We start from the raw sequence: 12,862 nt of genomic DNA on the forward strand, positions 1-12,862 counted from the left end.
AGGGCTGCTGGATAATGATCGAGGCATCGTTCGCGCCTATGCTCAGAAATTCGTGCAATCGAAGATTTTCCTCCCCATCACAGGGAAAAGCGGAACCTGCATCTACGAGCCCATCACACCTTAATAGGTTCGCTTAACCGCATTCGCTCTCTCCATAATTTCCTTTACAATTGAATCTTTTGCATCTGCATAATCTTGTACGTGACGCCATTGATGTCGTGCTAAGCTTCGCTTCACTTGTGCATACACATCCCGGTCGGAGTCGTTCGCTCTGAGCCAATTACGGAAAAGCAGCATTCGGTCGATTTCGGACGCCCCCTGGCTAAATACGTGAAGATTAATATCCGTATTGGGACCTTTGAATAGACGGTGTTCAAACCAATCAGGTTCCCGTATGTGTAACGTGTACCCCTCTTCCTCCAAGTCGGAAACGTAGGCCGTTTCGTCAGCAGAATTCTCTACTACCAGCAGCATATCGATGATTGGCTTGGCACATAATCCCGGCACCGAAGTAGATCCAACATGCTCCAATTGCAGAACCTTGCTGCCAAGTATTGAACGAATTCGTTCGGCCTCTTGCTCGAAAAGTTTAGGCCAGTGCGGATCATAATCCCGGAGAGGAATGGATGTGTTGTGAGGCTTCAGTTCACCAACCGTTGCTTTCTGAAGCCTTTCCTCACTGGTAGATGCCATATTTGAATGATCATGATTCGATGTCAAATACTCCACCCTCTTTCTTTCAGATACGAAATGAAATTGCTGAGCTCTTTAATATACCACAAGTGCATGTGGGACTGCCTCCTTTAATTCCAAGCCATCTCGTTACGTTATTCAGCTTTCTTTCATTCTCCGTTTGAATATTGCTATCTGCTCCGGTCATATTTGTCCATTTGCTTGAGAACACAGTTATTGCTTGTTGCGATACAGATACATGGTTATCGGCGCGAAAACAGCAGTAATAACTATGGAAGCCAAGAACACCAAGCCAATCTGTTCAAATGTTACCGTGCCATGCATCAAACCGCGTACTGCTGTCACCAGAAGCGAAATTGGGTTGATGTCAACAAACCCCCGAAGCCACGATGGCAGCGTCTGCGGATCAACAAAAACATTGCTGACGAACTGGAGGGGAAACAGGATCATCGTGCTCGCCATCATAAGCGATTTCTCTGTACGCATAATCAATCCGAGCGTTGTCCAAATCCAAGAAAAACTAAAGGAGAATAGTAAAATCAAGGCTACTGCCGCCAAAACACCGATAAATCCGCCGTCCGGCCGAAATCCGAGCAAAAGGCCGAGGGCAATCATAATTGCAGAGGCCATTGTATATCGAACAGTATCCACGAGCAATGCACCAACAAGTGCAGATGGCAGCCGAATGGGTAAGGTGCGGAAGCGATCAAATATACCTTTTCTGATGTCATTGTTCAGATCTACTCCCGTGTATATTGTAATTTGTGAGACGGTCATGACGAGGATTCCAGGAAGAAGGAATTGCAAATAGCCATTCGTTGATCCAGCAATCGCTCCGCCAAATAAATACGTAAACATAAGTAAGAAAATAATAGGGAAAACGGTCACATCGAACAGTTGCTCAGGGATGTGTTTAATCCGAAGCAGGGCTCGCGATGCAAAGGTGAATGTTGAAGAAAAAACGTTTGGCGGACTTGGGCGCTTACTTGAAGCGATTGCATTTCGTAATTGCTCACTCGTTCCACTCTGTTTCTTCAGTTCTGCTGTGCCGGTCATTAACCTGCCTCCTCGCCAACTTGTTCTTTAACAACCGCCTGACTTGTCAACGTCAAAAATACTTCATCAAGACTAGGCTGACCGAGTGAAAAGGCCCTTATTCCAATATCTTCCTTTCCAAATTCTAAGAGGGCTTCGGCTACAAGAGATGGGGCATCGACATGAGCGATAAGAGAGGCAGGATCAGAGGAAGATTTAATGGGAACTTTCAGAATGTTAGTTAGAACTTCAACAGCTCTTTCCCGATCCTCAGGGTCGAGAAGGGAAACGTTCAATGTCCCCGTACCGACTGACGCTTTTAATTCACTGCTCGTTCCTTCTGCGATGATCTTTCCTTGATTGATGACTGCAATCCGATCTGCAAGCTGATCCGCTTCATCCAAATATTGCGTCGTAAGCAATACTGTCGTACCTGCGCTAACTAAGGCACGCACAGTATCCCACACCTGATTGCGGCTGCGCGGATCTAATCCGGTTGTCGGTTCATCAAGAAAAAGAAGATCCGGCGTTACAACGATGCTTGCGGCGATATCTATGCGCCGGCGCATGCCTCCGGAATAACTTTTCACTTGCCTTTTTGCTGCATCTTCGAGGTTGAAGGCGCTAAGTAATTCGTCCGCTCGTACTTTTGCCTGCTTTCGAGAGTATCCCATTAGTCTGGCGATCATGACGAGATTTTCATAACCGGTTAAATCTTCATCGATTGATGTGTATTGCCCGGTTAGGCTGATGCGACTTCTTACCGCAGCGGTTTCCGTGGCAAGATCATGACCGAAAATACGGGCGTAACCACCGTCCGGCTGGAGTAACGTAGCGAGCATCCGAATGGTCGTTGTCTTCCCCGCGCCATTTGGTCCTAAGAAACCATAGACCGATCCTTTTCGAATCGATAAATCAATGCCATCAACTGCGCGATGTTTCCCGAACACTTTAACAAGCCCTTTTGCCTCAATGGCCGTATCGGCATCACTCTCGGAATTTCTTATCATGCTCATAGTTGTTCATCCTCTCCAAATTCATTCAGGTTTTCGTGAGAACACTGTTCACTGCTTCCCTCCAGATATCTTTATAGTCTGTTTTAAACGGTATCTGCATGACTATAGAATCTTGAATACCATCGATGACAATAGCGAGCATATGTGCCTTGGCCGCTATATTTTGCGGTTTAACCACTCCTAAATCAGCTCCCTTTTGCAATAACTCCTGGAGGCCTTCTATAAACTCTTGCTCAAATTTCGCAATGCGTTTCAAGTATTTTTCATTGCGCACGGCATAACTCATAAATTCTTTTAAAACTCTTAGATAGACTTCATCTTTTTCCGGAAACATTTTTAGACCTGCTTGATATAGCTTTTCAGCAAAATTTTGTTCATTGTACTCATCCATTTGGACGAAATGGTCAAAGTGATAATCGCCAAGACTGTATTCAAATATTCGATCGATCAATTCTTCTTTTGATGCGAAATGATAGTAAATGGACGGCTTTGTGATACCGACCTTTGTGGAAATCATAGCCAGACTGGTTTTTTCAATCCCGTGTTGTGCAATAAGTTCGAATGCTGCCTCGATCAATTGATTGGATGTCAGTTCTTTCTTTTTCATCATTGTTTTACTCCTTACAGTACAATCCGCAGTTTTTTTAACTATCGTTAGGTAGATTGAAACATAAACAAAACGCTTTGTCAATAATTTAACTACCGTTAGGTAAATAAAAATCAACTTTGAATGAGTGTGTCGTTATAGTCTCTGTTTCAGTCCTCTGGACCTATTGAACTGTATCTTCATTTGATACGTTTTGATACGGATTATCAGGTATTCCCCACCTTACCCCCCATTTTCTCATCTCTTGAAGTACGCATTGAAAGTCCCTGCCTTTATCCGTTAAGGAATATTCTACTGTTACTGGTACTGTTGGAAACACTCTTCGTTCAACAACCTCATGTTGTTCCAAATGCCTTAGAATATCCGTTAAAGATTTGGTGCTGACATTATCCAAATTTCTTCGTAATTGATTAAAACGTTTGGACTCTTTATACAGTTCTGCAATGACTAAGAACGCCCATTTTCCTGTAATAATTTTTAGAACTTCACCGACAACGTACCAGCATTGTTTCTCTTCCGTATTTAAATGCAATTTATTTCCCCCTAACCCCTTGACATATTACCCTTTACTTACATAAAGTTAGTAAGTTTGTCAAATGAAATAATATATAAAAATTTATCCTACTTTTGATGTTACTCTACTTCATTTATAATCTCAATGGAAAGCGTCAGGTGTTGCTATAATGCTTAATCTTATCTCGAAAAAAGGAGGAAATTTAGTGTCCATACAAGCAAAAGTTGCAATGAAAGCCGAAAAAACCCAATCGCTAAAAACGATTAGGGGCCCTTTAATTGCCATTATTATTGGAATGTTTATGGTTATGCTGGATAGTACCGCTATCAATATAGCCATTCCCATTCTCAGCAACGAATTCAATAGTTCGTTATCCGTCATACAATGGTCTGTTACCGGCTATATACTTGCTGAAGCCGCAATTATTCCGATAGCCGGATGGTTGTCCGATAGATTTGGAGCCAATCGTATATTTGTAATTTCGATCGGGCTATTTACATTTAGTTCAATACTATGTGTTTTTGCAACCAATGCCGGGCAATTTGTTGCTTTTAGAATTATGCAAGGCTTGGGAGGCGGACTCGTTATGCCCCTTTCTATGGCGATGATTTACCGTCTCAGTCCTCCGGGCAAAGTCGGAGCTGTAATGGGAATGATAGGAGTCCCCTCTCTACTTGCTCCGGCTTTGGGGCCGATCGTAGCCGGTTGGTTGGTGAATTTCGCAAGCTGGCATTACATTTTCATTATCAACATTCCAGTAGGTCTTATCGGGGTCATCCTTTGTTTGAAAAGCTTGCCTAGCTTCGAGCGTCAGGCAACCGCTCCGCTTGATATTCTTGGTATATTGTTTGGCCCCCTGGCGTTTGCTGCGCTTGTCTATGGTGTCACTCAAGGAGGTGACTCCGGTTGGGACTCCACAAATACAATCATCGGCCTAGCCGTGGGAGTATTAGCTTTGCTTATCTTTATTATTGCCGAGCTGCGTCAACAACACCCTTTGATTGAGCTTCGCGTTTTTCGCTCTAGGGTATTCACACGCTCTATCATTGTCGTATGGATATCTGGAATAGCCTATTACGGTACACTTTTTATTAATCCTGTTTTCTTGCAGGAAGTTAAAGGCCATAATGCATTTGAAGCAGGAATGCTTATGCTTCCACAAGCCATTGCCTCTGCCGTGTTCATGCCGATTGGCGGACGTTTGTTTGACGGGTTTGGTATAAAACCTTTAGTGGTTACTGGAATGGCTTTCATTGGGATTAGTGCGTTCCTCCTTTCCCTTATATCAGCAAAGGATGGTGTGGGAATGCTTATTTTACCATTAGTATTACTAGGCGCAGGAATTGCCCTCCAGGGGATGTCGCTCAATGCGCATATCATGCAAGCAGCACCGCAGCATTTGATCGGCCGGGTAAGTTCGTTATCTGGGGCATCACAGCAAGTTATGGCTTCGTTTGGAATAGCGGGCTTGGCAACAATTTTGACAGAAAGGCTAAAAGACCATCCCGAATCCGGAGTCCAGGCCCCAAATGAAATATGGTCACAAGCATTTAGCGAGACTTTTCTTGTTGTCATGGCTGTTGCAATTGTAGGGATTATCTTAGGTTTCATGATCGACAATCACAAAACAGACGAAAAACAGAACAATAACGAAACTTGACTGGACCGGGTTTTGGAGCAGTATAACTATCCTTATTAGGAGAGCTCAACGACTGGCAGCGATGATGAGGTCAGGGGTTCGATCTCCCTTAGCTCCATAAATGCAATAAGTCAATCTCAGGTCAGCTTTTGCATTTACCGGGCAGTTGGGGAGAGGTAAACCCGAAAGGTTCGCCGTTGCGCACGAATGGCAATACGGAAAGAAAAGATGAAGTTATGCCTGGTGAACGTGCAAGCTAGGCCACCTGACGTTTCTTGAATCCTTGGTAAGTGAAAGGCAGAAGCATAATAATAACGATTACCGACACACCAACCATAACCTTATGCTCTGGAATCCATTGCCCAAAGATATGAAACACTTCATAATTGGTAACTTTACGAAAACTGTCCATCATATTACTCGGCAGCAGATCCATCATATGGTTAAAAAGAGCGGCTGCTCTTACTCGATGGGATAAACAGTGGACCTAGAAGCAAAATCATCACAGTAATGATGACTGAAAAAGGAGTATTCATCCGGCTAGAGAGCCATAGCGTTACCGCTCCAACAAGCAGACAGGCCAGACCGCCAATGAAGACCGTCCACAAATAGGTTTGAAAAACGGTGTATGGAACCGGAGCCATAAGATCAACTATCTGCACACTAGCACTTCCGCCGTCAAATCCGCAGATGCCGAGCAGGAGGAGTGTATAGGACGTCAACGCTAAGGCAATCAGACCCAAGGATACGATGAAACTGGCTTTCAATTTGGCGAAGAATCCATTATGTGTCTACTCTGCAATCGCTGCACAAAAATTGCAGGCTGAAGGATTTAGAGCCTATCGGATGGATGAGGGATTAAATGAATGGCAGGAACATTTCACTCACTAAAGCAAAATGGGTTGTATCAATAAGTTGTCACTGACAATCCCTTTCGGGATAGTAACCATGGCAAATGAAGCTCTAGAATCAGCACGTTAATGTCATATATATTGAGCTATGCTATCCAATTGTTTAACGAGGTTGCTCGATCTATTCCGCGGCAACCACATGATGTTTTAATGAAACTAACGTTTTCCGTTAGAGCAAAAAATTAAAATATTGTCGGTACCATTCCCCCATCTATGCGGATCGGGGATCCTTTGAAGGCGGAGGCCATCGGGCTGCAAATGAAAGCAGTCAATCGGCCGATCTCCACAGGTCTGATAAACCGTTGGATTTCGGATTGAGGCAGGTTCTTCGCCATAAAGTCTCTCTCTTTAGCCTCGAAGGTCGTCTCTTCGTTCGAATAAATGCTCTCGATGATCTGCAGCACGTTCTCGGAGAGGGTCGGTCCCGGCAGGATCGTGTTCACTGTAACTTCGGCGCCGCGGGTCAACTTGGACAAGCTCTTGGACAATGACAACAGCATGGATTTGGTCACAGCGTATTGAGGCATCTGTCCGGAAGGCATGACGGCTTCTTCACTCGCGATGAAGATAATACGGCCGTATTCGCGACTCAGCATGGAAGGCAAATAAAACTTGGTTAAGTCGTTGGCGGCGAGAAAGTTCGTGCGGAAGTACTTCTCCCATACGGCATCGTCTACGTCATCATAGGAGATGATCTCATAGATGCCCATGCTGTTGACGAGGATATCGACGTGGGGAAATTTCGCGAATAAAGCTTCTCTCTGCCGCGAATCGACGAGATCGGCGGTTGCATTTCGAGGTTCCGTTTCCGGGAACGCCGCTTGGAACTCAGCTACCGTGCGCTCTACGCCATCGTTGTTCCGACCATTTATGAGTACATGAACGCCTTCCCTGGCAAGTTCAAGGGCAATCGCTTTTCCTATGCCTCTAGTTGATCCCGTTACTAAAGCCGTCTTATTCTTCAATCCCATATCCATCTGCCTGCACTCCTTATGTTTAGGATAGGATCATGATACATCGTTTCGCCTACTCCGTAACTAGCACAGAACGTCAATTCTCTTGCGCGACGCGCCAATTGGCGGGAGTTTCCCCTGTCCATGAGCGAAACGCGCGATAAAACGAATTTTGGTCCTCGTAGCCGACGAGAAAAGCGACCTCTTTGATCTCCAGCGCAGGGTCTGCCAAGTAAGCGACGGCCATCTCCCGCCTAGTTTTCTCCAGCAACTGCTTAAAGCTTGCGCCTTCTTCCGTCAGCCTGCGCTGCAAGGTGCGCTCGCTCATCCCCAACTCGGAAGCTACGTTTTGAATGTCGATTCTCCCTCGAGTTAGGCATCGAGACAAGATCCACATCACCTTATCGCTTATGGTGAGCTGGCTCTGTTGTTCTTCCAGCATACGATCCAAGGCGGGAGTCAGAATCTCGAGAAGTTCTTCGTTGTACGACGTGAAGGGGCAGTCCAGATCGTCGCGATTCAGCTTTAGCCGATTGCGATCCGTCCCCGTCCGTACGCGGCAGCCGAAATAATCTTCAAGGGCTTGAACGTCGCCCATAGGGTGTATGAATTCGACAGACCGAGCCTTCAGATGACGGCCTGTTCCCCGGCGCCCGAGCTCAAGCAGGTAGGCGAGCGTAATGACGACAAGCACCGGTGGTCCGGGTTGCTCGTCATGCTGCCACTCCAATTCAATCGAGCATTGCTCGCCTTCCTCCTGAATCCTCAAGTTTTCCGGAGGGCACATTTGCTTATAGCGCGCCATTCGGTTCAGCGCGTCCCGGTAGTCACGAGCGTGAAAGGTCGCCAAAGCAGCCGGCGGATACTGAGCTGTCTCGTACGCGGTCGCAAGCTTGACGATTCCCGTAGCGATGTCCCCGACGAGTTCGGAATAAGCTTGCCAGATCGAATAATATTGTGCGGTCGTGACTAACGGTTCGGTGATGACGGTTAGCGGTAGACGTGCTTGGCGCGCTACATCAATGGGTTCTACCCCTATCCCCCTCAGGCTGGTCCAGAAACCTGGCGCGATCTTGATACGGTCTGCGGAAGGAGCGTTCATGGCTGTCGACCTCCAAGGACAAAGTCAAATTGCAATAATCCACGGAGCCCGCGGATCATTGATTCTGCTAATTATAGCGTTACCGTGCGGGGTGAGGCCACCCGGTAATTTATTTGCGGCGGCCTCATGATATGTTTTCTACGCTATCGTTCTCCGTTAGAGCTATATATAATCGAGGATTTTTTTCCAGCACACGCTGCGCATGCTCTGTAAATTTCAAGTCCGCAATCCGATCTTTGAACAGAAACATGCCGGTCTCATTGCTGTGTTTGCCGAGGGCCCCTCATAATAGGTTGGCTCCATGAGTAGGCGGAGAGGAAAAAACTTCATAAACCGTTCAAACCATAAGGCAAGTCCGGAATCTTTTCCTTTTCTTAGAGTATTGCTAATTCCCGGGTCAACACTGCGGATCTTGATGTCTTCCTTGGCAAGTTGCGGTGCCACGGCTTGAGTCCACAACGAAAGCGCCAGCTTAAAAGTCGCGTAGGGCCAAACATTTTGCGAAAGCTTTAGGGATGCTCTAAGTTTTCGATCGTAATCCCATTCCGCCCGATCGATCCACTGTAACCTCATCATGTTGTATTTATTGAGTTCTTGTACCCGGTTGTTCAACTCATTTAATGGATGCCTTTTTAGACTTCATCCCAGGATACTCTCAGGCACCTTGACTGCCGGCATTCATTCGCATCTTCAAGAACGGCACCGCCACGATCGCAATAGCGACCCCAACCATCCCGACCCATGTAATTGATGACAGGGACACCCGGTCGATCATGACGCCTCCGATTCCAGCACCCGCAGCCATGGACAATTGCATCATGGATTGGTTCAGGCTCAGCATGATTCCAGAATAATTCGGTTCAATCCGAACCAGATTGAATTGTTGCGTTGGACCGGAAGACCAAGCCGCAAACGACCATAAGATCAGGAGGGTGACAATCGGCAGCCACGAGTGCGTATAGGTAACGGTTAGAGAGAGGAGAAGCAGCGCTATGACGTGCAAGAGCATTCCCCCTGACAGTGTCGGGAATACCCCCCATTTATCCGTGCTGAAACCGCCGAATTTGGATCCGACCAGGCTGGCGATGCCGAACGCCAATAGCACTCCACTCAGCATTCCATCTTTCAATCCGGCAACATCAAGTAGATACGGTGAAATGTAGGTGTAGGCGATCGAGTATCCTCCGAGCCAGAAAAAGGTAATCGCAAGCCCTAGCGCTACGTTTCCGTTTTTCAAGAAGGCAAGTTGCTTGGACAACGGAATCGGTTTATCCCCTTGAACTCGAGGGATGATGGCGTACAGAACGAACATTGCCACAAGACCGGCCAGTGCCAATATACCAAAAACGGATTTCCATCCGAATTGTGCTGCAACGATACGTCCAAGAGGCACGCCGATAATCAAGGAAGCCGTAAAGCCCATCACCACGGTAGCAATCGCGCTGGCTTGTTTGCTTGGGGCGGCGATTTTCGCGGCGACGTCCAAAGCGGTTACCACGACCATTCCCGCGCCCACAGCCATGATGACGCGAGCTGCGAGAAACGATGAATAGCCTGGCAAAACGAAAGACAGAATATTCCCCATTACGAAGATACCCAGCGCCCAAACCAGCAGTTTTTGTCTTTCCACCTTAGCAGTCAACGCCATGAGGATCGGGGTGCTTATGGCGTACACAAAGGAAAAGATCGTGACCAACTGCCCCGCAGAAGTAACGGAAATACCCATTGTATCCGAGATCTTATCCAAGATGCCGGAAATAACATACTCGGATGTACCCACCAAAAAAGTAACCAATGCCAATAAATAGACTCTCCACGTGTTAGACAATACGTTCACTTCTCCTTTTTCTGTTGTTCAATAGATGAGGATCTTTTATGAATTTACATATCGCAATATGTCGATTTGTAAGGTCAAAAAAACTGAATACGTTTGAGGTATTCAAGTTCAGATTAGAGTTTCTGATTTAAGAAATCAGCTAATTCGCTTATTTTCTCTTCGTTTCGTTTGTAGTACGTATATTTGCCGATCCGCTCGGTTCGAATCAGTCCGGCCCGTTGTAGAATGGACAAATACTGCGAAGCCGTCGACTGTGTCATGTTCAACTTATCCGTCACTTGACTGACGCACACCCCGATTTCCCTCATATCCACTCCTTCATGGGGCACAAAATGTTTTTCGGGCTCCTTAAGCCACTGTAAAATCTGTAGTCTCGACTCGTTAGACAACGCCTTGAACACTTCAATTGGATCCATGTCTATTATTATATCTACATTTCACGATATGTCAATAAAATGTTGTTCTTGATACCTTAACTATACTTCCTCCAAACATCTCGTAAGCAAATGATGAAAATTCAAAATTCCGTGTGGTTCAAAATAGTCTTTCGCTTCACGAATGTACTTAAGTGATGAATTTGTAATCAAACGGATACAAAAGCGTTGCTGCAGCAACGCTATTTTTCTTCATTGCAATTAAGAGACCCTGCGGCACAGCCACATTACATGGTGGACCTTTCATAAATGAACATTGCGGTTGAAAATCAACAATATTATAAAGAAACGTGGAGTAGAGGATCATGAAAATGCTGACACGGAAAATGATGTGGCTGGGAATGGCACTCGTCCGTGTTGACCGTATTCGGGGGAGCGATGATGGAATCGGTGGTTCAGCCAATACAATGAATGACATCACTGCTCTTGGCAAGCGGTTGGCTACAACCAATCTCCCCAGCGGACTTTCACCACTTTATTAATCGTAATGCGTACGCACTAAAAAAAGGTTCATTAGACTTAATCTAATGAACCTACTCTTATTGAAGTGATACCGGTGAGAGGACTCGAACCTCCACGGGTCTCCCCATTCGATTTTGAGTCGAACGCGTCTGCCATTCCGCCACACCGGCATAAAGTAATTATGGCGTGCCCTAAGAGATTCGAACTCCTGACCTTTTGATTCGTAGTCAAACGCTCTATCCAGCTGAGCTAAGGGCACAAGATGTGTTTCAATTGCTGCAAGTCAGACCTTCCATGCTTAACCTGATAAGTGCCGAAGACCAGACTTGAACTGGTACGGTAGTCACCTACCGCAGGATTTTAAGTCCTGTGCGTCTGCCGATTCCGCCACTCCGGCAAGTTGGAGGCGCCACCCAGATTCGAACTGGGGGTAAAGCTTTTGCAGAGCTCTGCCTTACCACTTGGCTATGGCGCCTTAATGGAGCGGAAGACGGGGATCGAACCCGCGACCCTCGCCTTGGCAAGGCGATGCTCTACCGCTGAGCCACTTCCGCATAAACTGGGGATCCAGGATTCGAACCTGGGCATGACGGAGTCAAAGTCCGTTGCCTTACCGCTTGGCTAATCCCCAATGTCATATTTAAGGGTATATTATGGGGCGATCGAAGGGAATCGAACCCTCGAATCCCGGAGCCACAATCCGGTGCGTTAACCACTTCGCCACGACCGCCACGTATAGGTTTGCTGGCAGGGGCAGCAGGAATCGAACCCACACCAAAGGTTTTGGAGACCTTTGTTCTACCTTTAAACTATGCCCCTATGGTGGAGGATGATGGATTCGAACCACCGAACTCGTAAGAGAACAGATTTACAGTCTGCTGCGTTTGGCCACTTCGCTAATCCTCCATAAGAGATCACTGGTGCCGCCGAGAGGACTTGAACCCCCAACCTACTGATTACAAGTCAGTTGCTCTACCAATTGAGCTACAGCGGCATATCAGTCATTCTAATGGTGGCTCGGGACGGAATCGAACCGCCGACACGAGGATTTTCAGTCCTCTGCTCTACCGACTGAGCTACCGAGCCTTATTCATTTGTCAAAAGATGGCGGAGCTGACGGGATTCGAACCCGCGGTCTCCTGCGTGACAGGCAGGCATGTTAGGCCTCTACACCACAGCTCCATATAAAAATTCCCCTTAAGGGGATCCCCGGAAGACAATTAGTCTTCAGGGGACAATATTGCGGGGGCAGGATTTGAACCTGCGACCTTCGGGTTATGAGCCCGACGAGCTACCGGGCTGCTCCACCCCGCGGCAATAATGGTGGACGCTGACGGGATCGAACCGCCGACCCTCTGCTTGTAAGGCAGATGCTCTCCCAGCTGAGCTAAGCGTCCAAACGTACATGACCCGTACGGGATTCGAACCCGTGTTACCGCCGTGAAAGGGCGGTGTCTTAACCGCTTGACCAACGGGCCATATGTATTATGGCGGAGAGAGAGGGATTCGAACCCTCGAGACGCTTGTGACGCCTACACGATTTCCAATCGTGCTCCTTCGGCCAACTCGGACACCTCTCCAGATGGCTCCCCGAACAGGACTCGAACCTGTGACAACTCGGTTAACAGCCGAGTGCTCTACCAACTGAGCTATCAGGGA

The 12,862-nt window shown here is 47.0% G+C and carries 11 protein-coding genes and 17 tRNA genes; 2 read left to right on the forward strand and 26 right to left on the reverse strand.

Annotation, left to right across the window (positions count from 1 at the left end):
* Positions 1–120: 120 nt before the first annotated feature.
* From ACTHRH_RS10835 to ACTHRH_RS10855, 5 genes are all read right to left on the reverse strand, one after another.
* A complete protein-coding gene (locus ACTHRH_RS10835) occupies positions 121–693 on the reverse strand; it encodes a GrpB family protein (RefSeq protein WP_144938622.1) in 573 nt (190 codons plus the stop codon).
* A 213-nt stretch (positions 694–906) separates the two neighbouring features.
* Positions 907–1,749 (reverse strand): ABC transporter permease, encoded by an 843-nt coding sequence (locus tag ACTHRH_RS10840; RefSeq protein ID WP_144938590.1) that lies wholly within the window; start codon positions 1,747–1,749, stop codon positions 907–909.
* Positions 1,749–2,744 carry an ATP-binding cassette domain-containing protein gene (locus ACTHRH_RS10845; protein ID WP_440415506.1) on the reverse strand — a complete coding sequence of 332 codons (996 nt, stop codon included), beginning with the start codon at positions 2,742–2,744 and terminating at the stop codon, positions 1,749–1,751. The genes ACTHRH_RS10840 and ACTHRH_RS10845 overlap by 1 nt, the downstream gene beginning before the upstream one ends.
* 25 nt (positions 2,745–2,769) lie before the next feature.
* Positions 2,770–3,354 carry a TetR/AcrR family transcriptional regulator gene (locus ACTHRH_RS10850; protein WP_260982116.1) on the reverse strand — a complete coding sequence of 195 codons (585 nt, stop codon included), beginning with the start codon at positions 3,352–3,354 and terminating at the stop codon, positions 2,770–2,772.
* 160 nt (positions 3,355–3,514) lie between these two features.
* Positions 3,515–3,883: a winged helix-turn-helix transcriptional regulator gene (locus ACTHRH_RS10855; protein WP_144938592.1), complete on the reverse strand. Its 369-nt coding sequence runs from the start codon at positions 3,881–3,883 to the stop codon at positions 3,515–3,517.
* 151 nt (positions 3,884–4,034) lie between these two features.
* Here ACTHRH_RS10855 and ACTHRH_RS10860 point away from each other — a divergent pair, with 151 nt between their 5' ends.
* Positions 4,035–5,525, forward strand: a complete 1,491-nt coding sequence (locus ACTHRH_RS10860) for a DHA2 family efflux MFS transporter permease subunit (RefSeq protein ID WP_144938595.1) — start codon at positions 4,035–4,037, stop codon at positions 5,523–5,525.
* Positions 5,526–6,597: 1,072 nt separating this feature from the next.
* On the opposite strand, the gene ACTHRH_RS10865 is transcribed toward ACTHRH_RS10860, so the two are convergent.
* From ACTHRH_RS10865 to ACTHRH_RS10880, 4 genes are all read right to left on the reverse strand, one after another.
* Positions 6,598–7,392, reverse strand: a complete 795-nt coding sequence (locus tag ACTHRH_RS10865; protein WP_440415510.1) for an SDR family NAD(P)-dependent oxidoreductase — start codon at positions 7,390–7,392, stop codon at positions 6,598–6,600.
* A 73-nt stretch (positions 7,393–7,465) separates the two neighbouring features.
* Entirely contained in the window at positions 7,466–8,470 is a 1,005-nt protein-coding gene (locus ACTHRH_RS10870) for a helix-turn-helix transcriptional regulator (RefSeq protein ID WP_379285718.1), read from the reverse strand.
* Between the two features lie 655 nt (positions 8,471–9,125).
* On the reverse strand, positions 9,126–10,298 hold the full coding sequence (locus ACTHRH_RS10875; protein ID WP_144938604.1) for an MFS transporter: 1,173 nt from the start codon (positions 10,296–10,298) through the stop codon (positions 9,126–9,128).
* Positions 10,299–10,420: 122 nt separating this feature from the next.
* Positions 10,421–10,723, reverse strand: a complete 303-nt coding sequence (locus ACTHRH_RS10880; protein WP_028538557.1) for an ArsR/SmtB family transcription factor — start codon at positions 10,721–10,723, stop codon at positions 10,421–10,423.
* A gap of 323 nt (positions 10,724–11,046) precedes the next feature.
* On the opposite strand from ACTHRH_RS10880, the gene ACTHRH_RS10885 reads away from it, so the two are divergent.
* Positions 11,047–11,223, forward strand: coding sequence for a hypothetical protein (locus ACTHRH_RS10885; RefSeq protein ID WP_186328392.1), 177 nt, complete (start codon positions 11,047–11,049; stop codon positions 11,221–11,223).
* A 69-nt stretch (positions 11,224–11,292) separates the two neighbouring features.
* On the opposite strand, the gene ACTHRH_RS10890 is transcribed toward ACTHRH_RS10885, so the two are convergent.
* The 17 genes from ACTHRH_RS10890 to ACTHRH_RS10970 form a co-directional block, all read right to left on the reverse strand.
* Positions 11,293–11,373: transfer RNA gene (locus ACTHRH_RS10890), tRNA-Leu, on the reverse strand.
* A gap of 12 nt (positions 11,374–11,385) precedes the next feature.
* Positions 11,386–11,462 (reverse strand) — tRNA-Arg (locus tag ACTHRH_RS10895).
* A 52-nt stretch (positions 11,463–11,514) separates the two neighbouring features.
* Positions 11,515–11,600: transfer RNA gene (locus ACTHRH_RS10900), tRNA-Leu, on the reverse strand.
* 4 nt (positions 11,601–11,604) lie between these two features.
* Positions 11,605–11,678: transfer RNA gene (locus ACTHRH_RS10905), tRNA-Cys, on the reverse strand.
* A gap of 4 nt (positions 11,679–11,682) precedes the next feature.
* A tRNA-Gly gene (locus ACTHRH_RS10910) sits at positions 11,683–11,757 on the reverse strand.
* A gap of 5 nt (positions 11,758–11,762) precedes the next feature.
* Positions 11,763–11,834, reverse strand: a tRNA-Gln gene (locus ACTHRH_RS10915).
* A gap of 23 nt (positions 11,835–11,857) precedes the next feature.
* Positions 11,858–11,933 (reverse strand) — tRNA-His (locus tag ACTHRH_RS10920).
* 15 nt (positions 11,934–11,948) lie between these two features.
* A tRNA-Trp gene (locus ACTHRH_RS10925) sits at positions 11,949–12,022 on the reverse strand.
* A 1-nt stretch (position 12,023) separates the two neighbouring features.
* Positions 12,024–12,109, reverse strand: a tRNA-Tyr gene (locus ACTHRH_RS10930).
* A 12-nt stretch (positions 12,110–12,121) separates the two neighbouring features.
* Positions 12,122–12,197 (reverse strand) — tRNA-Thr (locus ACTHRH_RS10935).
* A 16-nt stretch (positions 12,198–12,213) separates the two neighbouring features.
* Positions 12,214–12,289, reverse strand: a tRNA-Phe gene (locus ACTHRH_RS10940).
* A gap of 19 nt (positions 12,290–12,308) precedes the next feature.
* Positions 12,309–12,385 (reverse strand) — tRNA-Asp (locus tag ACTHRH_RS10945).
* A 58-nt stretch (positions 12,386–12,443) separates the two neighbouring features.
* Positions 12,444–12,517: transfer RNA gene (locus tag ACTHRH_RS10950), tRNA-Met, on the reverse strand.
* Between the two features lie 7 nt (positions 12,518–12,524).
* Positions 12,525–12,600, reverse strand: a tRNA-Val gene (locus tag ACTHRH_RS10955).
* A gap of 9 nt (positions 12,601–12,609) precedes the next feature.
* A tRNA-Glu gene (locus ACTHRH_RS10960) sits at positions 12,610–12,681 on the reverse strand.
* A 10-nt stretch (positions 12,682–12,691) separates the two neighbouring features.
* A tRNA-Ser gene (locus ACTHRH_RS10965) sits at positions 12,692–12,783 on the reverse strand.
* Positions 12,784–12,786: 3 nt separating this feature from the next.
* Positions 12,787–12,862, reverse strand: a tRNA-Asn gene (locus ACTHRH_RS10970).

The sequence above is a fragment of the Paenibacillus sp. SAFN-117 genome (assembly GCF_051966115.1).
Lineage (GTDB): Bacteria > Bacillota > Bacilli > Paenibacillales > NBRC-103111 > Paenibacillus_L > Paenibacillus_L residui.